Raw genomic sequence first — 20,603 nt, 5'->3', positions numbered from 1 at the left:
GATCAGAACCGATCCAACAGCCTGTTAAGGTAATCCCGCTCGACCTCGGGCCGCTCCGCCTCGCCCGAGCGGCGGCGGATTTCGTCCAGCAACCGCCGCGCGCGGCCCTGATCGTCCGGCCCCTGCGCCAGCGGTGCATCCGAGCTATTGGCCCCGCTGCCGCCCTGCTCCCGCCCAAGCGGATCGCGCCCCTCGCCACGCTGATCGCCGCCCTCTGCCGTGCCTTGGCCCGGCTGGCCTGCGCGTTGCTCCTGTTCCATCGCTTCACCGAGGGCGCGCATGCTCTCGCGCAGCGCTTCCATCGCCTGCGCCTGATTGTCGATCGCCTCGGGCAGTTCATCGCGGCGCAGCGCCTCTCCGGCGCGGTCCATCGCCTCGCCCGCGCGGTCCAGCGCGTCACGGGCCGCGTCCCCCTCAGCCGTGCCCTGCCCGGGCAAACGCCCTTGCTGGCGGCGCAGCTCGTCGCGCAACGCTTGCTGGCGTCCGGCCAGCCCTTCCTCGCCCCCTTCTTCACCGGAGGGGCCGCCCTGCCCGCGCTGCCCTTCATGGCTCTCGCCGCGCCCCTGCCCGCCGTTGCGGCCTTCGTTGCCGTCACTCTCCCCCGCGCCGGTGCCGGGATTGAACTGCTCTTGCAGGTCGCGGAAGGCCTGATCGCTCAGCCCCTGTTGCTCACGCAGCGTGTCCGACAGCCCCTCCATCGCCTGCTCACCGGGCGAATTGCCGCCCTGACCCGGCTGGCCTTCGGTGACGCGCATGTTCTCCATCATTTCCTGCAACTGGCGCAGCGCCTCGGCGGCTTCGGCCATGCGGCCCTGTTCCATCAACTCCTGAATGCGGTCCATCATGCGTTGCAGATCGTCTTGGGTCATCTGCATCGCTTCGCCCTGCGGCTGCTGGTCTTCGCCCGCGCCCTCCTGCGCCTGCTGCCGCTGGAGTTGCTCAAGGTAGTCTTCGGTGGCGCGGCGCAACTCGTCCATCAGCTCGGCGATTTCGGCCTGAGAGGCGCCGTTCTTCATCGCCTCGTTCAGCCGGTCCTGTGCGCGGCGCATCCGCTCAAGCGCATCGGCCAACACGCCTTCTTCCAATTCGATCGCCAGCGCCCAGAGGTCTTCGGCCAGCTCGGTCTGCACCTCTTCGTCCAGCCCGTAGCGCGCCCGCAGTTCCAACCGCCGGATTACCTGCTTGAGCCGCAGTGCTGTCACCTCCGAGCGCAGGTCATCCCCGGGGGCGTAGGTCACGGCGCGCAGCACCTGCGCGATGCGCGGTGCATTGGCGCGCGACCACAAAAGATCGCGCCGCATCTCAATCACCGCTGCTGCCGCCGGATCGAAAAAACGCCGCCCCGGCAGGGTCAACCGGCTCACCTCGGTCACGGCCTGCTGTTCGGAGGCGTCCAATACCGAAAGTTGCAGCGACACCGGGAGATTGGCCCATGGGTGTTTCGAGAAATTTTCGATCAACGTCTCTTCGAAATCGCGCCGGTCGCCGCTGATCGGCATGGGCAGCGGCACGACGATCTCAGGCCGCGGCTCGGGGTCGACGGTCAGACCATAGCGGCGGTCGACAGAAGCCAGATCAAGGCTGATCCGCGCCTCCCCGGCTTCGACGCCATAGTCGTCGCGCGCAAGGAACGGCAGGCTCATCTCTCCCAAGGCGGTCACCTCAGGCGGGCCGAGCCGTTCGACCTGCGGCGCGGCATCGGGCAAAAGCGTGATTTGCCACGCCCGCGCGCCCGGCCCGTCGATGCTGATCTCCCCGCTTTGGCGCAGGGTGAAATCCTGCGCGGGTTCCGAGGATGCCGCCACTTCGCGGCCCGACACGGTCTCTGCCACCGTCAGCGCGCCCAATTCGCCGTAGAGCCGCAGGGTAATTAGCGTGCCCTCAGGCAGCAACAGCACCCCGGCTTCAAGATCGTTGAGGTAAAGCGTCGGCTTGCCGGTATGGCGCGGCGGCTCGGCCCAGCCTTCCCAAACGGGGCCGGAGGCGAGCGTGCCGCCCGCCCCGCCGGGGGCCAGATGCGTCACCTCGCCCAACCGCCAGACGGAGCCAAAGACAAGCGCCACGATGAACCCAAGCAAAGCCACATAGCGCAGCGCATAGGGATCGGCCTGTGCGACCCGTAGATCGCCCTTCACCGGCTTCGCCGCAGCCGCCCGCGCGGCCATGCGCCGCTGATGCGCCTGCCAGACCGCCGCCGAGGCGGCATCGCCCGCGCCAATCGCCTGATCGTCCAAGAGCGCCCGAATGGGCCGCCCCGGCAGGCTGGCATCCAAGCGCGCCAGCGCCGCCGCGCGGGATGGCAGACTGAAACGGCGCAGCGCAAAGATCAGAGTAAAGAGGGCCGCAAGACCGATGACGGCCAGCACCGCCCAAAGCGCGCCGCCCGCCAAAGCATCCTCCGCCCCCATCATCAGCGCTGCCACCACCGCCAGCACCAGCGCCAGCATGGGCCAGAACGCCTGCACCAGCGCCTCGGCCAGCATCCCCGCCCAGGTCAGCCGCAGGGGCCAACGCAAAGCGCGCAGCCCGTCTGTCCTGTCAGTGGATGTCTCCATGCGTCACGCTCCGGTGGCCCGGCGGCGGGATGCCGTCAAAGCCATTCAGGGATGGTATCGCGGTTTATCATTTCGTCAAAGCTTGGCCGTGGGCGGATAACCGCGAATTGATCGCCGTTCACCAGCACCTCGGGGATCAGGGGCCGCGAATTATACTCGCTGCTCATCACCGCGCCATAAGCCCCGGCAGAGCGGAAGGCCACCAGATCGCCTGAGCCCAGCACCGGCATCATCCTCTGTTTGGCGAAAGTATCACCGGATTCGCAGACCGGGCCCACGATATCGACGGGGCGCGGCTCGGCTCCCGGGGCGGGTTCGTTCAGCGGCACGATGTCATGCCATGCGTCATACATGGCAGGGCGGATCAGATCGTTCATCGCGGCATCAAGGATCAGAAAATCGCGGCCCTCGCCGGATTTGAGATAGATCACCTCGCTCACCAAAACGCCCGCGTTGCCCGCGATCAAACGGCCCGGCTCGATCTCGACCTCGCAGCCCAGATGCCCCAGCGTGCACTGCACCATCGCGCCGTAATCCGTGGGCAGCGGCGGGGCGGAATTCGACCGCTCGTAGGGGATGCCCAAGCCGCCGCCAAGGTCGAGCCGCCGGATGTCATGGCCATCGGCGCGCAGGACCTCGGTCAGTTCCGCGACCTTGCCATAGGCTTGCTCAAAGGGGGCGAGATCGGTCAACTGGCTGCCGATATGCACGTCGATGCCCATGATCTCGAGCCCCGGCAGTTTGGCCGCCATGGCATAGACTTCGCGGGCGCGGGCGATGGGGATGCCGAACTTATTCTCGCTCTTGCCGGTGGCGATCTTGGCGTGGGTTTTCGCGTCCACATCCGGGTTTACGCGGATGGTGATCGGGGCCACTTTGCCCAATTCACGCGCCACGACGTCCAGCAGGATCATCTCCGGCTCGCTCTCGACGTTGAACTGGCGGATGCCGCCCGTCAGCGCCAATTCGATCTCTTCGCGGGTTTTGCCGACGCCGGAAAAGACGATCCTGTCGCCCGGCACCCCTGCCGCCTTGGCCCGGCGGTATTCCCCGCCCGAGACCACATCCATCCCCGCGCCTGCCTGCGCCAATGTGCGCAAAACGGCTTGGTTGGAGTTCGCCTTCATCGCGTAGCAGACCAGATGGTCCATCCCCGACAGCGCGTCGTCGAAGAGGTGGAAATGGCGCAGCAGCGTGGCGGTGGAATAGACATAGACGGGCGTGCCCACGGCGGCGGCAATCTCGGCCAGGCTTACGTCTTCGGCGTGCAACACACCGTCTTTATAGAGAAAATGATCCATCTGCGTTTGGCCCCATGTCGTCGCCGCTTATCTGATGGGCGCTGTCCGCAGGAAAAGATAGAGCGGCAGGCCACAGCTCACCCCAATACAGAACGTAGCGGGAATGGCAATCAGGCTGAGGAAATTGCGCCGCACCGCGACCTCGGCGATGATCCAGATGGTCAAAGTGACGGCAGCAATGGTCAGATCCCAAACCAGCCCGCTGGCGGCGGCATTGGCGTGCCATGCGTCCACCATGGCGCTCAGGCTCCAGCCTTCGGCGTTGAACCATGTGACGAAGTAATACATCGGATGCACCGCGCCCCAGACCGCGAGGGCGAGGTAGAGCATCCGCAAAAGCGACATCAGAAACTCTTGACCACGCCGACGGTGGCATAGCCCGACAGGCTGATCCCCGGCTCGGTCGGCGGTGTCGGCGCGGCCTGCCGTGGGGCGGACTGCGGCGGGGTGCAAGCGGCCAAGGCAAGCGCCCCGGCCACCAGTGTGATCTGCAACAGCGGCCTCACGACCCGGCCCCGAGCGAGACGGAGAACGGCCCCCGGCGCAGCCCCACCGCCGTGCCTACCGAGACGCCCGACGAGGACATGGTGATGTTGCTGCTCGCCGTGGGCCGCACCGGCTCGCCATCCGCGCCACAAGCGGCAAGGCTCAACAGGGAAAGGGCCGCAAGGAGGCGTTTCACTTCAGGATTTCCTTCCAACGCGCGATCTGGGCACGCACCTGCGCAGGCGCGGTGCCGCCATAGGACATGCGCGAGTTTACCGAATTTTCGACGCCAAGCACATCAAAAACATCCGCCGTGATCTCGGCATGGACCGATTGCATCTGTTCCAGCGTCAGGTCCGGCAGATCGCAGCCCTGCGCCTCGGCCATGGCGACCAGCGTGCCGGTCACGTGATGCGCGTCGCGGAACGGCAGGTTCGGCACGCGCACCAGCCAGTCGGCGAGATCGGTCGCGGTGGAGAAGCCCGAGCCCGCGGCAGCGGCAAGGTTCTCGCGCTCGGCGGTCATGTCGCCCACCATGCCGGTCATCGCGGCCAGCGCCAGCATCAGGTTGTCGGCAGCGTCAAAGACCTGCTCTTTGTCCTCTTGCATGTCCTTGGAATAGGCCAGCGGCAGCCCCTTCATCACCATCATCAGCGCGGTGTTCGCGCCGAAGATGCGGCCTACCTTGGCGCGGATGAGCTCGGCGGCATCGGGGTTCTTCTTCTGTGGCATGATCGAAGAGCCGGTCGAGAAACGATCCGACAGCGCCACGAAACGGAACTGCGCGGAGGACCAGATCACCAGTTCCTCGGCGAAGCGCGACAGGTGCATGGCGCAGATGCTGGCGGCTGACATGAATTCCAGCGCGAAGTCGCGGTCGCTCACCGCGTCGAGGGAGTTTGCGGCGGGGCGGTCGAAACCAAGCGCCTCTGCCGTCATCTCGCGGTCGATCGGGAAGGAGGTGCCCGCCAGTGCGGCGGCCCCCAACGGGCATTCGTTCATCCGCGCCCGCGCATCGCGGATGCGCGACAGATCGCGGCCAAACATCTCGACATAGGCCATCATGTGATGCCCCCATGTCACGGGCTGCGCGGTTTGCAGATGCGTAAAGCCCGGCATGACCCAATCGGCCCCCGCTTCGGCCTGAGACAAAAGCGCGCGGATCAGGGCTTGCAGCCCCTCGTCGGCGGCGTCCAATTGGTCGCGCACCCAGAGTTTGAAATCGGTGGCGACTTGGTCATTGCGGCTGCGGCCCGTGTGCAGGCGGCCTGCGGGCTCACCAATCAGGTCTTTCAGCCGTGCCTCCACGTTCATGTGGATGTCTTCCAGCGCGGCAGAGAATTCGAACCGGCCCTCTTCGATCTCTGACAAGATTGTGAGAAGCCCTTCCCGTATCGCGTCAGCGTCGTTATCAGTCAGGATGCCTGTGGCTGCCAGCATGGCGGCATGGGCACGCGACCCTTTGATGTCTTGCGCGGCCATCCGTTTGTCGAACCCGATCGAGGCGTTGATCGCCTCCATGATCGCATCCGGTCCGGCGGCGAAACGCCCGCCCCACATTTTGTTCGAGGTCGTGTCGGTCATGTTGAATACCCTTGGAGGGACGTATGAAAAATCTTGTGCTCGGCCTCGTTTATACGCTGCTTGTCGCAGGTGCAAACCCCGCCCTTGCCGGAACGGCTGACATCGCGGGGCTGCGCGAAGGGGACATGAAGAAACTCGTGATCCACGACGCGCCGCAGGCGGCGTCTGACGTGACCTTTGAGCGTGAGGACGATGGCGAGGCGATGTCGCTGGCGGATTACGAAGGCAAGATCGTGCTGGTGAACTTCTGGGCCACATGGTGCGCGCCCTGCCGCAAGGAAATGCCGCAGTTGAATGCCCTGCAAAAGGAATTCGGCGGCGATGATTTTCAGGTGCTGACCATCGCCACGGGGCGCAACTCTGAGGAAGGGATCAAACGGTTCTTCGAGGAAGCGGGCGTCGACAGCCTGCCCCGCCACCAAGACCCGAAGCAAAAGCTTGCCAGCCAGATGGGCGTGTTCGGCCTGCCGATCAGCGTGATCCTAGACCGTGAAGGGCGCGAGATTGCCCGGTTGCAGGGCGATGCGAAATGGGACTCTGAGAGCGCGCGGGCGATCATCGCGGCCCTGATCGAAGAAGGCGCCGATAGCTAAGCGCCTCTCGAACGGTCGGGCGCCCGCGCCCGGCTCTCACGCCACATGCCGCAGGATCGCCGCCTCCGAAGTGCTGAGATTGCGCCGCGCGAAACCGCCATAGCTGTGCGGGTCCGTCTCAAGCTGCGGATATGCGGCCAGCAGCCGCGCCCGGTCCTGCGTGCCAAGGCTGGTCAGCGGGGCGGAGGCAGGATGAAAGCTTTCCGTCTCGACCCCATTGGCCCACATCACCTGATGTTCGGCCAGCAACACATGGACATAGGTCACCTCGCGCAGGGACATATCGCTGGCCACGCTGCGCCCGTTGATCAGGTCCTTGGCGGCGACCAGCACTTCGTCACAGTTGAACAGATCACGGGCCTGAGCGCCTTGCAGCACGATCCGGTGGTCGGGAGAGACCAGCAGCGGGGCGTCGGGCCGGCCAATCCCCAAGGCACCGGGGCGGAAGCGCACGGGGCGCAGATGCGGCATGGCATGTAGCCGCGCGCCGGTCATCCGGCGGCTGCCGATCCACTCCAGCGGCTGCGCGCCATTGTCCTTGGTCTGGATCAGATCGCCCTCGCGCAACTCTTCAATCAGGGCGCTGCCCTTCGGCGTGCGAATGCGGGTGCCGGGGGTGAAACAGATCACCCCGCCGCGCTCGGGCCGGTCATCGCGTGCGGGGGTCAGGGTGCTATGCATCACCCAAAGTTCACTGTCGCGCGGGGGCAGCTCATCTACGAACATCAGCAGCGGCATCCGCCCCGGGCCTGCGTCGATCAGGGTGACGGTATAGGTCCGCGCGCCATTGGTAACCATGAAGCTGTCGTCGGGCAGCGGGGCCGTGCCCAGATCGCGCCGCGGCGCGGGCGGCAGCATGCCCCCCTCTTCTAGTGCCGCCCCGATCAGGCGCTGCACTTTGCGGGCCGCGCGTTTGCGCAGCCGCTCTGCCCCATCCGCCATATCCAGCCGCAGCACATCATTCGGCCCATCCACCCGGATGGTATCCCCGCGCCACGCCCAGGCCGAGCCCAGTTCGAGCGACTGCACCGGCGCGGCCTCCAGACCGTCGATCTCTGTTTGCGACCAGCTGATGACAAACGTGCCCCGAAAGCCCGTTTTCATAACTGCTCTGCCTGCCTCTTTATTATTACCGTTAGCCTAGCAAAGGCGGGGCGCTCGCGAAAGATGGCGTGAATGTGGCAAGTAAACCTGTTGCAAATTGATCTTTGCCCCTGCTGCACCGGCGAAGCGCCGCGAAACGCTTGTAAATTGCCAACGTCTTGGTAACGTTAAACGGGCAAACAGCCGGAGGCACCGCATGTCGGAAGAAGTACCCCCCACCCCGTCACGCCGCATCGTCTCTTCACGTCACTTGGCCGAGGGCGATGGCTGGGAGGCCTCCGAACTCGAATACGGCATGATCATCGCCTATAACGCCTTCACCCGCTGGATGTCGCGCTGCATGGCGGCGGCGGGGAACGGCGATCTGACGCCGCTGGAAATCCTCGTGCTGCACAACGCCAACCACCGGGGCCGGGAGAAGCGGCTGACGGACATCTGCTTCCTGCTCAACATCGAAGACACGCATACGGTGAACTACGCCCTTCGCAAGCTGGTGAAGGCGGAATTGCTGAGCGCAGAGAAGCGCGGGAAGGAGGTGTTCTATCGCACCTCGCCTGCGGGTGCCGAGCTATGCGAAGCCTATCGCGCGATCCGTCAGGCGTGTTTTCTGGATGGCTTGCCACGGACCGATATCTCGGGCGAGGAACTGCGCAAGATTGCGGCGCAGCTTCGGGCGATGTCGGGGCAATATGACCAAGCGAGCCGCGCGGCGGCCTCGCTGTAGAGCGCGGGCGCGAGGGCTGCCCCCCGCGCCGGCAATAGCTTAAATCAGCGCGGCAATGGCGCGCGCAGTGTCGTTCATGCGGTTCGAGAAACCCCATTCATTGTCATACCAGCTGACCACGCGGATCATGCCGCCATCGGTCACCCGCGTCTGATCGGGCGCGAGGGTGGAGGAATGCGGGTCATGGTTGAAATCGGTCGAGACCAGCGGCGCGGGCTCATAGGCCAGCACGCCTTTCAACGCGCCATCGGCCGCCTCTTGCATCGCGGCGTTCACCGCCTCTGCCGTGGCGGGTTTCTTGGGCATGATGCACAGATCCACGAGCGAGACATTGGCCGTCGGCACCCGCACGGCGGAGCCTTCGAGCACGCCTTTCAGATGCGGGATCACCTCGGAAATCGCGGCGGCGGCGCCGGTCGAGGTGGGCACCATCGACAGGGCGGCGGCACGGCCACGATAGGGGTCGCGGTGCGGGCTGTCGTGGGTCGGCTGGTCGCCGGTATAGGCGTGGATCGTGGTCATATAGCCGGTTTCGATCCCGAAAGTATCGTCCAGCACCTTGGCCACGGGGGCGAGGCAGTTGGTGGTGCAGGAGGCGTTGGAGACGATCACGTCTTCGCCGGTCAACTCATCATGGTTGACGCCGTAGACCACGGTGCGGTCCACGCCCTTGCCGGGGGCCGAGATCAGCACGCGTTTGCTGCCATTCTCCAGATGTTTCGCCGCCGCCTCGCGGGCGGTGAAGAAACCGGTGCATTCATAGGCCACATCGACGTCGCCCCAAGGCAGCATCGCCGGGTCGCGCTCTGCCGTCATGCGGATGCTCTGGCCCGCCACATGCAGGGTGCCGTCCTTCAATTCCGCATCTACCGGCAGGCGGCCATGGACGGAGTCGTATTTCAGCAGGTGCAGCAGGTTCTCGGCATCGGTCAGGTCGTTGATGGCAACGACTTCGATCCCGTCAAAGCCGTTCTCGATCAGCGCGCGCAGCACGCAGCGTCCGATGCGGCCAAAGCCGTTGATGGCGATTTTAGTGGTCATGGTGAGTCCTCCGGTGGCCCGGTTTTGGGCGGATTGGCGCGGTTAGCGCTAACATAGCATTGGGTGTGATGGAGTTCAATTGGCCAGAGGTAGGAAATCGGTACCCGGTTTCAAGGCGCCGATTTTGGGCCTGTTTTCAGCCCGGTTTTACGAATGCGCGCTATGGCGGCGGCGCACGCTGTCGGGCCGCCCCGGCAGGCTGAGCCGCGCGTCGTTGCGCGCTTGGCGTGAGATCACGCGGCCCTTGGCCACGACGCAGAGCCGGTCGGGCCGCAGGCGCAGCGCCTCGATCGGGTTGCCCGCGTCCAGCACCACCAGCGAGGCGGTCGCACCAACGCGCAGCCCGTAGTCCTGCAAGCCGAGGATCCGCGCGTTCACATTCGTTACCATGTCAAAACAGCGGCGCATCTCCTCGGGCGAGGTCATCTGCGCCACGTGCAGCCCCATGAAGGCCACGTCGAGCATGTCGCCGGTGCCCATGGAATACCACGGGTCCATCACGCAGTCCTGTCCCCAGCCGACGTCGATGCCCATGGCCTGCATCTCTTTCACCCGCGTCAGGCCGCGGCGTTTCGGGAAGCTGTCGTGGCGGCCCTGCAGGGTGATGTTGATCAGGGGATTGGGGATCGCGGCGACCTGCGCTTCGGCCATCAGCGGCAGCAGTTTCGAGACATAGTAATTGTCCATCGAATGCATCGAGGTCAGATGCGAGCCGGCCACCCTGCCCTGCAGGCCGAGGCGTTGGGTCTCATAGGCCAGCGTCTCGATGTGGCGCGAATGGGGGTCGTCGGTCTCATCGCAATGGAGGTCGACCATGAGGCCGCGTTCGGCGGCCAGCTCGCAAAGGGCGGTAACCGAACGCGCACCGTCGGCCATGGTGCGTTCGAAATGCGGGATACCGCCCACCACGTCGACACCCATATCGAGGGCGCGAATGGTGTTCTCATGCGCCGTGGGGTCGCGGTAGAGCCCGTCTTGCGGGAAGGCGACGAGTTGCAGGTCGATGTAGTCCTTCACCGTTTCGCGCACGTCGAGCAGGGCTTCGACGCCCAGAAGCCGGTCGTCGCAGGTGTCGACATGGCTGCGGATCGCCAGAAGGCCCAGCGAGGCGGCCCAGTCGCAGTATTCCAGCGCACGGGCTTTGACCTCGTCCTGGGTCATCACCTCCTTGAGTTCGCCCCAGAGGCCGATGCCTTCGAGAAGTGTGCCCGAGGCATTGATGCGCGGGGTGCCGTAGCTGAGCGTGGCATCCATGTGGAAATGCGGATCGACGAAGGGCGGGCTGACGAGGTCGCCGCTGGCGTCGATGGTCTCGCGGGCCTCGGCGGTCGAGAGGTCTTCGATGGCGGTGATCTTGTCGGCTTGGATGCCGATGTCGGAGGTGCGGCCGTCGGGAAATGTGCCGCCTTTGATGATGAGGTCGAACATGGTTTGGTCCTTTTCAGTTATGCCCCGCCCGGACGCAGGCCGGGCAGCCCCCGGCCGCCCCCCCGGGCGGGGGCTTCACCCCCACCCGCGGCCGGGAGCAGCCCTTAGCGATCTATAGCGAGACGTTCAGCGCTCACCTTTGTTGAACGGCACCATCAGCGCCGCTGGCACTTGCGCACGGCGGGACATGACGACCAGTGCGAGGATCGACAGGATATAGGGTGCCATCAGGAAAATCTGATAGGGAATGTCCGCGCCGAGCGGCGTCTGCTGCACCCGGATCTGCAGGGCATCGAAGGCGGCGAACAACACCGCGCCCAGAAGCGTCTTGCCCGGCTTCCACGAGCCGAAGACCACCAGCGCGATGCAGATCCAGCCGCGGCCGTTGACCATCTCGAAGAAGAACGAATTGAAGGCCGACATGGTCAGAAACGCCCCGCCCACGGCCATCAGCCCGCTGCCGACCATCACCGCCCCGATGCGGATCGCCGAGACGCTGAGCCCCTGCGCCTCGACCGCCGCCGGGTTCTCCCCCGCCGCGCGCAGGGCGAGGCCCATGGGCGTGCGGTAGAGCAGCAGCGTGACCACCAGCACCAGCACAAAGGCCAGATAGGTCAGCGGGGTCTGGTTGAAGAGCGCGGGACCGATCACCGGGATGTCGGACAGAAGCGGGATTTCCAGCGGCTGGAAGGCTTCGATCTTGGGCGGCGAAGTGACCTCGGGCAGCGCCAGACGGTAGCAATAATAGGTGAGCGAGGTCGCCAGCAGCGTAATACCGAGGCCGACGACATGCTGGCTGAGGCCGAAAGGCACCGTGAGCACGCCGTGCACCAGCCCGAAGGCCATGCCCGAGAGCATCGCCACCGCCACGCCGAACCACAGCCCGCCGCCGAGATAGACGGTAAGCCAGCCTGCGAAAGCGCCGACGACCATGATGCCCTCGATGCCGAGGTTCAGCACCCCTGCCCGCTCGCAGATCAACTCGCCCAAAGCGGCGAAGATCAGCGGCGAGGCGATGCGAATGGCAGCGGTCCAAAAGCTCGCCTGAAGGAGAATGTCGAAAATATCCATCAGTCGCGCCTTACCCGGAATTTCGTAAGCATGATCGCCAGCACCATCGCCAAAAGCGCCAGCGCCAGCATGATGTCGGCGAGGTATGTGGGCACGCCGGCGGCGCGGCTCATGCTGTCGGCGCCGACGAAGATGCCCGCGACGAAGAGCGCGGCGACGACCACGCCCAGCGGGTTCAGCAGCGCCAGCATGGCGACGATGATGCCGGTGTAGCCAAAGCCCGGCGAGATATCCAAGGTGAGGCTGCCCTTCAGCCCCGCCACCTCGGAAAAGCCTGCAAGCGCGGCGAGGCCGCCCGAGAGCAGGGCCGTCTTGATCAACACTGCGTTCACCGGGATGCCCGCGAAACGTGCGGCGGCTGGGTTGAGGCCCACGGCGCGCATCTCATAGCCCAGCGTGGTGCGGCGTTGGATCACCCAGACGACAAGGGCCGAAATGAGCGCGAGGCCGAAACCCCAATGCAGGCGCAGCCCGTCGACCATGCGGGGCAAACGGGCCTCGGCAATCAGGCGCGCGGATTTGGGCCAGCCGAGGCCCATCGGGTCCTTTAACGCGCCTTCGAGCAGCATGGAGACCCAGAGCAGGACGACGAAGTTCAGCAAAAGCGTGGTGACGACCTCATCGACGCCGAAGCGGGTTTTCAGAAAAGTCGGGACCAGCAGCACCACGGCGCCGGCAAGCATCGCGGCCAGTGCAATCGTGGGCAGCAGGGCAACGCTGGGCCATGCCAGCGCGCCGGTGCCCAGAACGACCGTGACCACCGCGCCCATGTAAAGCTGCGCCTCGGCGCCGATGTTCCACAGTTTCGCGCGGAAGGCGACGGCGACGGCGAGGCCGGTGAAGATCAGCGGCGTGGCGCGGTTGAGCGTCTCCAGAAGCGCGAACTTCGAGCCGAAGGCGCCTTTGACGATCAGGCCCAGCACCGAGAACGGCTGTGCACCGGCGACCATGGCCAAGAGCGAAGCTGTGACCACCGTGGCCAAAAGCGCCAGCGCGGGCAGGCCCAGCGAACGGGTCCATGTGGGATTGGCGACGGGTTCAAGCCGCATGGGACGTCTCCTCGAATCCATCGCCCGCCATCCAGACGCCAAGCTCGGCGGGGGTGAGCGCGCCACGGGCGAAGGCGGGTGAAAGGCGGCCTTCCGAGATGACATGGATCACGTCCGACAGCGCCGTGACCTCGTCGAGGTCTTCGGAGATCAAGAGCACCGCCGCCCCGCGGTCGCGGGCGGCCAAGAGTTGTTCGTGCACGTAGGTGAGCGCCCCGATGTCGAGGCCGCGCACCGGCTGGTTGGCCAGCACCACTGAAGGCGCGGTTTCCAGCACCCGGCCGAGGATCAGCTTTTGCATGTTGCCGCCCGACAAAAGGCGAATGCGGGTCTCGGGGCCGGGGCAGCGCACGTCGTAGCCCTTGATGATCTTGGCCGCGAAATCACGCGCGGCGCGCCAGTTCATCCAGCCGTGACGGGAGAAACCGGGGCGGGAATACAGCTCAAGCACCGCGTTCTCTGTGAGGTCGAAATCGGCGATGGTGCCCGTCTTGTGCCGGTCCTCGGGGATGCGGGCGATGCCTGCGCCGATGGCAGCATAGGGCGACCAACCGCGCGGCGCGTCGCCTTTCACGTGAAATGTACCGGAGGCGGGACGGATGAGCCCGCCGATAAGGTCGGCAAGCGCGGTTTGGCCGTTGCCGGAGACCCCGGCAAGCCCGGTGATCTGGCCTGCGCGCAGGTTGAGATCGACGTTCTTCAGCCCCGGCGCTGAGCCGATGTCGGGCGTAGAGACGCCTGCGAGCGTGACCAGTGCCGCGCCCGGGTCGGCGCGGCGCACCACGGGAGCTGCGACCTCGGAGCCGACCATCATCTGCGCCATAGCGGCACGGTCTGTCTCGGCTGTCTTGGCCTCGGCCACCAGCTTGCCGTGGCGCAGCACGACGACGCGGGAGGAGATCGCCATGACCTCATGCAGCTTGTGGGAAATGAAAATGACCGAGAGGCCAAGCGCCACCGCCTTGCGCATGGTGGCAAAAAGGTCGTCGGTCTCTTGCGGGGTTAGGACGGCGGTGGGCTCGTCCAAAATCAGAATGCGCGCCTCGCGGTAGAGGGCTTTGAGGATCTCGACCCGCTGGCGCTCGCCGACGCTGAGGCTGCCGACCTGCGCGTCGGGGTCGACCCGCAGACCGTAGTCGTCCATTAGCGTGACAATCCGCTGCCGCGCCTGCGCGCGCCCAAAGCCGGGGCGCCAGAGCGAGCGGGTGCCGAGCACGATATTCTCCAGCACGGTCATATTGTCGGCCAGCGTGAAATGCTGGTGCACCATGCCCACGCCCGCGGCCAGCGCGGCACGCGGGTTTCCGGCAGGCAGACGTTGGCCAAAGACCTCAACAAACCCTTCGTCCGGCGTGTAATGGCCAAAAAGAATATTCATCAGCGTGGTCTTGCCCGCGCCGTTTTCGCCAAGCAGGGCAATGACTTCGCCCTGCCGCAGATCAAAGCTGATCGCGTCATTGGCGGTGAGCTTGCCAAATCGCTTGGTAATGTTGTCGAGGCGCAGAACGACCTGCGCCTCGGGATGTTGATCGGTCATTTAGGAGGACTTTGGCTCTTCGTCGTTGATGTCGACGGTGAAAGAGCCGTCCTTGATCGCCTGCTCGCGTTCCTTGACCATGTCGAGCGCCTCCTGCGGGACTTTGCCCTCGAAGGTACCGAGCGGGGCCAGCGAGGAGCCGCCCTCGGACATGAAGGAATAGCGGCCGTAGTCGTCGGCTTTGAATTCGCCCGCCTTGACGGCGGCGATGGCGGCATCGAGCGTCGGCTCGAAATGCCACAGGGCGGAGGCCACGACGGTCTCGGGGTATTCGGCTTGGGTGTCGATCACGTTGCCGATGGCCAGCACGCCCTTCTCCTGTGCCGCGTCCGAGACGCCGAAGCGCTCGGCATAGAGCACGTCGGCCCCTTGCTCGACCATGGCGAAGGCGGTTTCCTTGGCCTTGGGCGGATCGAACCAGGAGCCGATGAAGCTCACCTGGAACTTGATGTCGGGGTTCATCTCACGCGCGCCGGCCATGAAGGCATGCATCAGGCGGTTCACTTCCGGGATCGGGAAGCCGCCGACCATGCCAATGTTGCCGCTTTCGGTCATCGACCCCGCCACGATGCCCGAAAGATAGGCCGCGTCCTGAATATAGTTGTCGAAGACCGCGAAGTTCGACAGCGCCTCGTCTTGTTTGAAGCTGGAGCCCATCAGGAAGGCGACCTCGGGGTAGTCGGCGGCGACCTCGCGGGCCTCGGCCTCGGCGCCGAAGACTTCGCCCACGATCAACTGGTTGCCGGCCTCGGCATATTCACGCAGCACGCGGGCGTAGTCGGTGTTGGAGACATTCTCGGTGAAGGTATACTCGATGTCGCCACGTTCCTGTGCTGCTTCGGCAGCCTTGTGGATGCGGCTGACCCACTGCTGTTCCACCGGCACGGTGTAGACGCCCGCAACCTTGATCGGCTCGGCGGCCAGTGCGCCCTGCGGCAAAAGGCTGGCGCCCGCCAGCATGGCCGCCGTGCCCAATAGGAAGCGGCGTGTGAAATTGCGTTGTGTCATTTTTATCCCCCGTTGGTTAGGTATTTTACCGTTTGATAAAATATTTTACCTGTCAAGCTTCTCCTGACCCTAGGTCAGCCCAAGCTTTTCCGAATACGCGCGTGGTGCTGATTAATGTGGCAGTCAGCAAGCGAAGCGGTAAATAGGGTCGACCCCAAGGATCGGATTCTACGATGAGCCATGTATTGCACCGTAACCTGCGCGCCACGCAACCTGTGATCGTACGCGGAGAAGGAAATTTCCTTATTGATGACAAAGGGAAGCGCTATCTGGACGCCTGTGGCGGTGCGGCTGTATCAAGCCTTGGGCATGACAATGCCGCCGTGCGCGCCGCCGTCGCCGCGCAGATGGACCAGCTCGCCTTTGCCCATACCGGCCTTTTCACCAACGCCCCGGCAGAGGCGCTGGCCGACCATCTGATCGCCCGCGCGCCTGAGGGTACGGGCGAAGGCCGGGTCATGTATCTGGGCAGCGGGTCCGAGGCGATGGAGGCGGCGCTGAAGCTGGCGCGGCAGTACCATCTGGAGCGCGGCGACACGGCGCGCGCCAAGATCATCGCGCGCAAGCCCAGCTATCACGGCAACACGCTCGGCGCCTTGGCGGTGGGCGGCCATGCCGGGCGCCGCAAGCCCTTCGCGCCGATGCTGATGGAGGTGGAGCATATCGACGCCGCCTATGCCTACCGGCTGCAACGCGAGGGCGAGAGCGCGGCGGATTTCGCGCGGCGGCTGGCGGATCAGCTGGAGGACCGTATCGTTGAACTTGAGCCAGAGACGGTCGCCGCCTTCGTGGCCGAGCCGGTGGTCGGCGCCTCGCTCGGCTCGCAGCCCGCGCCCGAGGGGTATTTCAAACATGTGCGCGAGATCTGCGACCGCCACGGCGTGCTCTTGATCGCCGATGAGGTGATGTGCGGCATGGGGCGCACCGGCAGCCTGTTTGCGTTGGAGCAGGAAGGGATTTGCGCCGATATCACCACCATGGCCAAGGGCCTCGGCGCGGGCTACCAGCCGATCGCGGCGGTGATGGCGCGGCAAAGCGTGATTGACGCGATCATGGCGGGCAGCGGCAGCCTGTGGAACGGGCATACCTATATGTCGCACGCGGTGGCCACGGCGGGCGCCTTGGCCGTTTTGCAAGAGGTCGAGAGCCGTGATCTGCTAAGCGCGGTGCGCACCCGGGGGCAGCAGTTGGAAACCGCGCTGCGCGACCGCTTCGGGGAGCATCCCCATGTCGGTGACATCCGCGGGCGCGGGCTGTTTTGGTCCATCGAATTGGTGGCCGAGCGCGACAGCAAGACGCCCTTTGACGTCAGCCGCAACCTTGCGGGCAAGATCCAGCGCGCGGCGATGGAGGCGGGGATGATCTGCTACCCCGCGCAGGGCTGTGCCGATGGCACGGCGGGGGATCACGTTCTGCTGGCCCCGGCCTTTACCTCCCCGCCCGAGGAAATCGAGATGACGGTCGAGATGCTGGGCGCGGCGGTCGACGGGGTGATCGCGGAGGGCTGAGCCCTCCGCCTGCCCGTTACCGGCCTTTGATCTGGATCGAGAAGTTGCGCCGTGCCCCGGCGGGCGGGCGCGGGAAAGGGGCGGCCTTGCGGATGATGCCAAGGGCCGCCTGATCCAGCGCCGCCGACCCGGAACTGCGTGCCACGCGGACCCCTGCCAACTGCCCGCCCCCACCGATGGAAAAGGCAATCACAGCCGTCCCGCGGGAACGGACGCGCGGCTTGCCGACGCGGGCGATGCGACTCATCACCTTGCCGGGATAGTTGCTGGCCGCCGCATTCCCCGCAGGCGCGGCGGCACGCTGGCGGCTGCCCGATTGCGCGGCATTGCCGGCGCGGCTGGCCGTCTGCGCGCCCTTGGTGTTGTTGCGCTTTGCATTGCCGCGCGTGGTCTGTTTGGGCTTGGGCTTCGGCTGTGGCTTGGGCTTGGCCTTTTTGGCGGCCTCGGCGGCGCGCTCGGGGTCGCGGCGCTGCGGGCGCTGCGACAGGCGCGGCGCGTCATCCTCGGCCTCGGCGGTGAGGGTTTCGACCGGCGGCACCGGGGCGGCAGCCGTGATCGTTGGCGTGGCCTCAGTCGTCTCGGGCGGGGTTTCGACCGGGGTCAAGGCGGGCAAGACCGGCGTCTCTGTCGGCGCGGCGGCGGGCGGAGCCACGGGCATGGGCTCGGCCTCAACCGTCTGCACCGGCTCTGCGACGGGCGCAGGCGTGGGGGTGAGCGTGGGCTCGGGCGCAGGCGTCGGCGGCAGTGCCTCTGCGGTCTCCAGCGGTTCGGGTTCGGGGGTTGGGGTGATCTCTTCCACTGGTTCGGCATCCAATGTGCCGACCGCCATATCCTCGAACCGCGTGCCAAGCTGGGCCGCGGCGGGCGCGCCGCCGCCTGCGATCTTGGCGCTGTCGTCGATCTGGGCGAGTTGTGACACGCCGACAACGAGGCTGGCCGCGACGCCGATGGAAAGTGTTTTGACGAGACCGGAACGGGGGATCATTGCAGCGCCCTTTCGGTGACAAGCATGACGCGCGCGGCCCCTGCCCCGCGCAGCTCGCGGGTCAGTTCGACAAGGCGGCGGGCGGGCAGCGCGCGGTCGGGGAGGAGCCGGACGGTGTCGCGCTCTTCTTCGGGCAGCGCGTCGATGAAATCGGCCACGCTGGCGCGATCTTGGCCTGCGTAGGTCATGCGGCCATCGGCATGGACCACCAACGCGTTGGGCGGGGCGCGGCCCTCAAGCTCGCGGGTTTCGACGAGGTTGAGATCGGAATCGAGCGGCTGCGACAGGGTGCCTGCGACCATGAAGAAGACCAGCATCAGAAAGACGATGTTGATCAGCGCGATGGTCGGTTCGCGTTGCGGCTTGGCCTTGGCGATGGGTCGCATGGTCAGCCCTCCAGAACCGAGACGCTGAGCCCCGGCAGGGCGCGCAGCGCGATGAGCAGATCGGCCAGCGCCTGCGCCTCGACCTCGGCCCCGAGCGAGACCAAAAGCGGCGTGCCCTCCTCAGCCTCGGCCAAGGGGCTGGCGGTCAGCGCGTCAAGCGTCAGCGCATCGCCATTAAGGCGCAGCCCCTCGGTGGTCAGTTGCAGGAAATAGGGTTTCGCCCCCGTCTCGGCCCCTGCCCCGGATGTCGCTGCGGCCAATTCGATCTCGGCAAATTTTGAGAAGGTCGAGGTCAGCATGAAGAACAACAACAGCAAAAAGATCACGTCGATCAGGGAGGTCATGGAGAGGCGGTTGCGCCGCCGGCGTGGCCTAGCCATGGGCTGGCCGGGGCGCGGCGGCGGCAAAGGGGGTGGCGGCGGGCGCAGCGGCGGGGGCCGCGTTCTGGCCGGGATGCAGCACGGTGAGGATCGCCTTGTCGGCGATGACGCGCTCGGTCTCCATGCGTTGCTCAAGCCAGCTGAGCACCAGCGCGGTCGGCATGGCCACGACAAGCCCCACGGCAGTGGTCAGAAGCGCCACCCAGATGCCACCGGCGAGGATCGACGGGTCCACCTGAGAGCCCGCATCCTGCAAGGCGCGGAAGGCTTCGATCATGCCCAGAACCGTGCCGAAGAGACCCAAGAGCGGGGCAAGCTGCGCCACGGAATCGAGCAGGCGGAAGCCGCGCTCCAGCTTGGCAAAACGCATCTCGGCCTCGGCCTGCAAGCGAGAGGCTCCCGCCTCAGGCGCGGACATGGCCAATTCGATCACCGGGGCGAGGTAGCTTTTCGACCGGCCCAGCGCCGCGCGGGCGGCGGCGGCATCGCCACGCTCCCATGCGTTGACCGCTTCGGATAGCGCCCGGTGGCGGCCCACGGCGGCGGCGCGGAACTGCCATGTCTTATAAAGCGCGACCGCAAGGGTCAGCACGGCCACGGCCATCAGGATCACCACCACCGGGCCACCGGTTTCGGCAATGCCCCGCAGCGGGGTCAGCAGCGCGTCAAGTTGATCCATCAGCCCAGCACCTCGATCTCGGTCCGGGTCGCCGGGGCCAGCGCGCTTTCGCAGGTGCCCGCCTCGATCCCCGCGCCGTCACAGCTTTGCGCGCCGTTAAAGAGGATGCGGCCAAGGTTTTCGCAGGTGGTCTGCGGCACCACGAACTGACGCACGCGCGGGCGGCCAACGGGCAGTTCGCCGAAATCGAAGAGCGTTAGCCGGTTTACGGTGCCTTCACGGTCGAACAGCACGGTTTCATAGACCGCCTTGTCGAGCGGGGCGGAGAGTTCGTTGGTGATGAGGAAGGTCAGCTTGCAATTGGCTTCCGTGGTGTCGGCGGCGTTCAGTTCGACCTTGAGCGCGGGCGAGGCGCTGGCCGGGGTCGCGGCGGGCGTCTCGGCGGCGGCGCCTTGGGCGATGGTCAGGGACAGGGCCGCGAGGAACGCGGAACGAAAATGCGGCATGGGGGTGGCTCCCGATGGGTTTGTCTTTGATCACGGCGCAGGTCTGGGGCGCCTGCCACAGCGGGGCAGAATCGTCGCAGCACCTCTTGCGCCAAGCGGAATTTCTGTCTGCTGCCTAGCAAAACCGGGCGGCGGTGACAATCCTGACTTTAATACTCGGATTATATCTGCGCAGCGCGGCCCGTTCTGCTAAGCGGGGAACAGTTGCGCCGGGTTGGGGTTGGGCCGCTGAAACCACCACGCGCGGGCGACTGCATCCGCGCAGAGAAGGAGGCCAGAATGACCGACGACAGCCAAAAGATCGCGACCATCGACCCTGCCCATAACGTGGCTCTGTTCACGCCGGGCGCAAAAGCGCTGGAGCAGGCGGCTTCTGCCGGGATTAAAACGGTGGTGAACTTCCGTGCCTCGGATGAGAAAGGCGGCCTCTCCCCCGATGCAGAGCGGCTGGTGGTTGAGAAGCTGGGGTTGAACTACCTGCACCATCCGGTGACGCCAGACACCCTTGGCCCCGAGACGGTGGATGAATTCCGCAAGTCACTGGACGACCTGCCCCAGCCGGTGTTTCTACACTGCGCGTCGGGCAAACGTGCGGGGGCGATGACCCTGATGGCCCTTGCGGCAGATAAAGGCTGGGACGGAGACACGGCCCTGCGGGAGGGCAAGGCCCGCGGCATCGACCTGACCGAAGAGAAGATCGGTCAGTTGGTTAAATCCTACGCAGATAGCAAAGCGTAA

At 65.7% G+C, this 20,603-nt stretch carries 22 protein-coding genes; 4 read left to right on the top strand and 18 right to left on the bottom strand.

The window, feature by feature from the left end; genetic code table 11:
* Positions 1-2: 2 nt before the first annotated feature.
* Genes ACGYK9_RS05940 through argH form a run of 6 tightly spaced genes read right to left on the bottom strand, consistent with a single transcriptional unit; the run spans position 3 to position 5,926 of the window.
* Positions 3-2,555 carry a DUF4175 domain-containing protein gene (locus ACGYK9_RS05940; RefSeq protein WP_394413713.1) on the bottom strand — a complete coding sequence of 851 codons (2,553 nt, stop codon included), beginning with the start codon at positions 2,553-2,555 and terminating at the stop codon, positions 3-5.
* 35 nt (positions 2,556-2,590) lie between these two features.
* A complete protein-coding gene (lysA, locus tag ACGYK9_RS05935; protein ID WP_394413710.1) occupies positions 2,591-3,856 on the bottom strand; it encodes a diaminopimelate decarboxylase in 1,266 nt (421 codons plus the stop codon).
* Between the two features lie 27 nt (positions 3,857-3,883).
* The gene (locus tag ACGYK9_RS05930) at positions 3,884-4,201 is read right to left on the bottom strand and encodes a DUF2834 domain-containing protein (RefSeq protein WP_067262174.1); all 318 of its coding nucleotides are present in this window, start codon (positions 4,199-4,201) and stop codon (positions 3,884-3,886) included.
* Entirely contained in the window at positions 4,201-4,350 is a 150-nt protein-coding gene (locus tag ACGYK9_RS05925; protein ID WP_271691999.1) for a hypothetical protein, read from the bottom strand. Before ACGYK9_RS05925 ends, ACGYK9_RS05930 begins: the two co-directional genes overlap by 1 nt.
* A gap of 8 nt (positions 4,351-4,358) precedes the next feature.
* The gene (locus ACGYK9_RS05920) at positions 4,359-4,538 is read right to left on the bottom strand and encodes a hypothetical protein (protein ID WP_394413706.1); all 180 of its coding nucleotides are present in this window, start codon (positions 4,536-4,538) and stop codon (positions 4,359-4,361) included.
* Positions 4,535-5,926 carry an argininosuccinate lyase gene (gene argH, locus ACGYK9_RS05915; RefSeq protein ID WP_322329204.1) on the bottom strand — a complete coding sequence of 464 codons (1,392 nt, stop codon included), beginning with the start codon at positions 5,924-5,926 and terminating at the stop codon, positions 4,535-4,537. The genes ACGYK9_RS05920 and argH overlap by 4 nt, the downstream gene beginning before the upstream one ends.
* A 23-nt stretch (positions 5,927-5,949) precedes the next feature.
* On the opposite strand from argH, the gene ACGYK9_RS05910 reads away from it, so the two are divergent.
* On the top strand, positions 5,950-6,519 hold the full coding sequence (locus ACGYK9_RS05910; RefSeq protein ID WP_394413703.1) for a TlpA family protein disulfide reductase: 570 nt from the start codon (positions 5,950-5,952) through the stop codon (positions 6,517-6,519).
* A gap of 36 nt (positions 6,520-6,555) precedes the next feature.
* On the opposite strand, the gene ACGYK9_RS05905 is transcribed toward ACGYK9_RS05910, so the two are convergent.
* A complete protein-coding gene (locus tag ACGYK9_RS05905) occupies positions 6,556-7,623 on the bottom strand; it encodes a Hint domain-containing protein (RefSeq protein WP_394413700.1) in 1,068 nt (355 codons plus the stop codon).
* A 196-nt stretch (positions 7,624-7,819) separates the two neighbouring features.
* On the opposite strand from ACGYK9_RS05905, the gene ACGYK9_RS05900 reads away from it, so the two are divergent.
* The gene (locus ACGYK9_RS05900) at positions 7,820-8,347 is read left to right on the top strand and encodes a winged helix DNA-binding protein (protein ID WP_067262160.1); all 528 of its coding nucleotides are present in this window, start codon (positions 7,820-7,822) and stop codon (positions 8,345-8,347) included.
* Positions 8,348-8,386: 39 nt separating this feature from the next.
* Here ACGYK9_RS05900 and gap read toward each other — a convergent pair whose 3' ends face one another.
* The 6 genes from gap to ACGYK9_RS05870 form a co-directional block, all read right to left on the bottom strand.
* The gene (gene gap, locus ACGYK9_RS05895; RefSeq protein ID WP_394413697.1) at positions 8,387-9,388 is read right to left on the bottom strand and encodes a type I glyceraldehyde-3-phosphate dehydrogenase; all 1,002 of its coding nucleotides are present in this window, start codon (positions 9,386-9,388) and stop codon (positions 8,387-8,389) included.
* 147 nt (positions 9,389-9,535) lie between these two features.
* Positions 9,536-10,816, bottom strand: coding sequence for an amidohydrolase family protein (locus ACGYK9_RS05890; protein WP_394413694.1), 1,281 nt, complete (start codon positions 10,814-10,816; stop codon positions 9,536-9,538).
* A gap of 126 nt (positions 10,817-10,942) precedes the next feature.
* Complete coding sequence (locus ACGYK9_RS05885; protein WP_394413691.1) at positions 10,943-11,887, bottom strand: ABC transporter permease; 945 nt, start codon at positions 11,885-11,887, stop codon at positions 10,943-10,945.
* The gene (locus ACGYK9_RS05880) at positions 11,887-12,936 is read right to left on the bottom strand and encodes an ABC transporter permease (RefSeq protein WP_394413688.1); all 1,050 of its coding nucleotides are present in this window, start codon (positions 12,934-12,936) and stop codon (positions 11,887-11,889) included. The genes ACGYK9_RS05885 and ACGYK9_RS05880 overlap by 1 nt, the downstream gene beginning before the upstream one ends.
* Positions 12,926-14,473, bottom strand: a complete 1,548-nt coding sequence (locus ACGYK9_RS05875; RefSeq protein WP_394413685.1) for an ABC transporter ATP-binding protein — start codon at positions 14,471-14,473, stop codon at positions 12,926-12,928. Before ACGYK9_RS05875 ends, ACGYK9_RS05880 begins: the two co-directional genes overlap by 11 nt.
* Positions 14,474-15,481, bottom strand: a complete 1,008-nt coding sequence (locus ACGYK9_RS05870; protein ID WP_394413682.1) for a BMP family protein — start codon at positions 15,479-15,481, stop codon at positions 14,474-14,476.
* Positions 15,482-15,654: 173 nt separating this feature from the next.
* Here ACGYK9_RS05870 and ACGYK9_RS05865 point away from each other — a divergent pair, with 173 nt between their 5' ends.
* Positions 15,655-16,989 carry an aspartate aminotransferase family protein gene (locus ACGYK9_RS05865; RefSeq protein ID WP_394413679.1) on the top strand — a complete coding sequence of 445 codons (1,335 nt, stop codon included), beginning with the start codon at positions 15,655-15,657 and terminating at the stop codon, positions 16,987-16,989.
* 16 nt (positions 16,990-17,005) lie between these two features.
* Here ACGYK9_RS05865 and ACGYK9_RS05860 read toward each other — a convergent pair whose 3' ends face one another.
* Genes ACGYK9_RS05860 through ACGYK9_RS05840 form a run of 5 tightly spaced genes read right to left on the bottom strand, consistent with a single transcriptional unit; the run spans position 17,006 to position 19,865 of the window.
* A complete protein-coding gene (locus ACGYK9_RS05860) occupies positions 17,006-17,974 on the bottom strand; it encodes a TonB family protein (protein WP_394413677.1) in 969 nt (322 codons plus the stop codon).
* Positions 17,971-18,360 carry a biopolymer transporter ExbD gene (locus ACGYK9_RS05855; RefSeq protein WP_271692015.1) on the bottom strand — a complete coding sequence of 130 codons (390 nt, stop codon included), beginning with the start codon at positions 18,358-18,360 and terminating at the stop codon, positions 17,971-17,973. The genes ACGYK9_RS05860 and ACGYK9_RS05855 overlap by 4 nt, the downstream gene beginning before the upstream one ends.
* Positions 18,361-18,362: 2 nt before the next feature.
* On the bottom strand, positions 18,363-18,740 hold the full coding sequence (locus ACGYK9_RS05850) for a biopolymer transporter ExbD (RefSeq protein WP_394413674.1): 378 nt from the start codon (positions 18,738-18,740) through the stop codon (positions 18,363-18,365).
* On the bottom strand, positions 18,733-19,419 hold the full coding sequence (locus tag ACGYK9_RS05845; RefSeq protein ID WP_394413671.1) for a MotA/TolQ/ExbB proton channel family protein: 687 nt from the start codon (positions 19,417-19,419) through the stop codon (positions 18,733-18,735). Before ACGYK9_RS05845 ends, ACGYK9_RS05850 begins: the two co-directional genes overlap by 8 nt.
* Positions 19,419-19,865 (bottom strand): hypothetical protein, encoded by a 447-nt coding sequence (locus ACGYK9_RS05840; protein ID WP_322329194.1) that lies wholly within the window; start codon positions 19,863-19,865, stop codon positions 19,419-19,421. The genes ACGYK9_RS05845 and ACGYK9_RS05840 overlap by 1 nt, the downstream gene beginning before the upstream one ends.
* Positions 19,866-20,144: 279 nt before the next feature.
* Between ACGYK9_RS05840 and ACGYK9_RS05835 the strand changes: the two genes are divergently transcribed.
* Entirely contained in the window at positions 20,145-20,603 is a 459-nt protein-coding gene (locus ACGYK9_RS05835) for a beta-lactamase hydrolase domain-containing protein (RefSeq protein WP_394413668.1), read from the top strand.

Source organism: Sulfitobacter sp. 1A15258 (assembly GCF_043557045.1).
GTDB lineage: Bacteria > Pseudomonadota > Alphaproteobacteria > Rhodobacterales > Rhodobacteraceae > Sulfitobacter > Sulfitobacter faviae.
Note: the sequence above shows the minus strand (reverse complement) of the source record. Positions and strands in the feature narration are given on the sequence as shown.

What these genes read in the sequence shown, in the direction of transcription:
- ACGYK9_RS05865 (WP_394413679.1), top strand. Translation starts at nt 15,655, where the DNA reads ATGAGCCATGTATTGCACCGTAACCTGCGCGCCACGCAACCTGTGATC.
- ACGYK9_RS05845 (WP_394413671.1), bottom strand. Translation starts at nt 19,419, where the DNA reads ATGGATCAACTTGACGCGCTGCTGACCCCGCTGCGGGGCATTGCCGAA.
- ACGYK9_RS05835 (WP_394413668.1), top strand. Translation starts at nt 20,145, where the DNA reads ATGACCGACGACAGCCAAAAGATCGCGACCATCGACCCTGCCCATAAC.
- ACGYK9_RS05850 (WP_394413674.1), bottom strand. Translation starts at nt 18,740, where the DNA reads ATGGCTAGGCCACGCCGGCGGCGCAACCGCCTCTCCATGACCTCCCTG.
- ACGYK9_RS05885 (WP_394413691.1), bottom strand. Translation starts at nt 11,887, where the DNA reads ATGGATATTTTCGACATTCTCCTTCAGGCGAGCTTTTGGACCGCTGCC.
- ACGYK9_RS05855 (WP_271692015.1), bottom strand. Translation starts at nt 18,360, where the DNA reads ATGCGACCCATCGCCAAGGCCAAGCCGCAACGCGAACCGACCATCGCG.
- ACGYK9_RS05875 (WP_394413685.1), bottom strand. Translation starts at nt 14,473, where the DNA reads ATGACCGATCAACATCCCGAGGCGCAGGTCGTTCTGCGCCTCGACAAC.
- ACGYK9_RS05840 (WP_322329194.1), bottom strand. Translation starts at nt 19,865, where the DNA reads ATGCCGCATTTTCGTTCCGCGTTCCTCGCGGCCCTGTCCCTGACCATC.
- gap (WP_394413697.1), bottom strand. Translation starts at nt 9,388, where the DNA reads ATGACCACTAAAATCGCCATCAACGGCTTTGGCCGCATCGGACGCTGC.
- ACGYK9_RS05905 (WP_394413700.1), bottom strand. Translation starts at nt 7,623, where the DNA reads ATGAAAACGGGCTTTCGGGGCACGTTTGTCATCAGCTGGTCGCAAACA.
- ACGYK9_RS05870 (WP_394413682.1), bottom strand. Translation starts at nt 15,481, where the DNA reads ATGACACAACGCAATTTCACACGCCGCTTCCTATTGGGCACGGCGGCC.
- ACGYK9_RS05880 (WP_394413688.1), bottom strand. Translation starts at nt 12,936, where the DNA reads ATGCGGCTTGAACCCGTCGCCAATCCCACATGGACCCGTTCGCTGGGC.
- ACGYK9_RS05890 (WP_394413694.1), bottom strand. Translation starts at nt 10,816, where the DNA reads ATGTTCGACCTCATCATCAAAGGCGGCACATTTCCCGACGGCCGCACC.
- ACGYK9_RS05910 (WP_394413703.1), top strand. Translation starts at nt 5,950, where the DNA reads ATGAAAAATCTTGTGCTCGGCCTCGTTTATACGCTGCTTGTCGCAGGT.
- ACGYK9_RS05940 (WP_394413713.1), bottom strand. Translation starts at nt 2,555, where the DNA reads ATGGAGACATCCACTGACAGGACAGACGGGCTGCGCGCTTTGCGTTGG.
- ACGYK9_RS05930 (WP_067262174.1), bottom strand. Translation starts at nt 4,201, where the DNA reads ATGTCGCTTTTGCGGATGCTCTACCTCGCCCTCGCGGTCTGGGGCGCG.
- argH (WP_322329204.1), bottom strand. Translation starts at nt 5,926, where the DNA reads ATGACCGACACGACCTCGAACAAAATGTGGGGCGGGCGTTTCGCCGCC.
- ACGYK9_RS05900 (WP_067262160.1), top strand. Translation starts at nt 7,820, where the DNA reads ATGTCGGAAGAAGTACCCCCCACCCCGTCACGCCGCATCGTCTCTTCA.
- lysA (WP_394413710.1), bottom strand. Translation starts at nt 3,856, where the DNA reads ATGGATCATTTTCTCTATAAAGACGGTGTGTTGCACGCCGAAGACGTA.
- ACGYK9_RS05860 (WP_394413677.1), bottom strand. Translation starts at nt 17,974, where the DNA reads ATGATCCCCCGTTCCGGTCTCGTCAAAACACTTTCCATCGGCGTCGCG.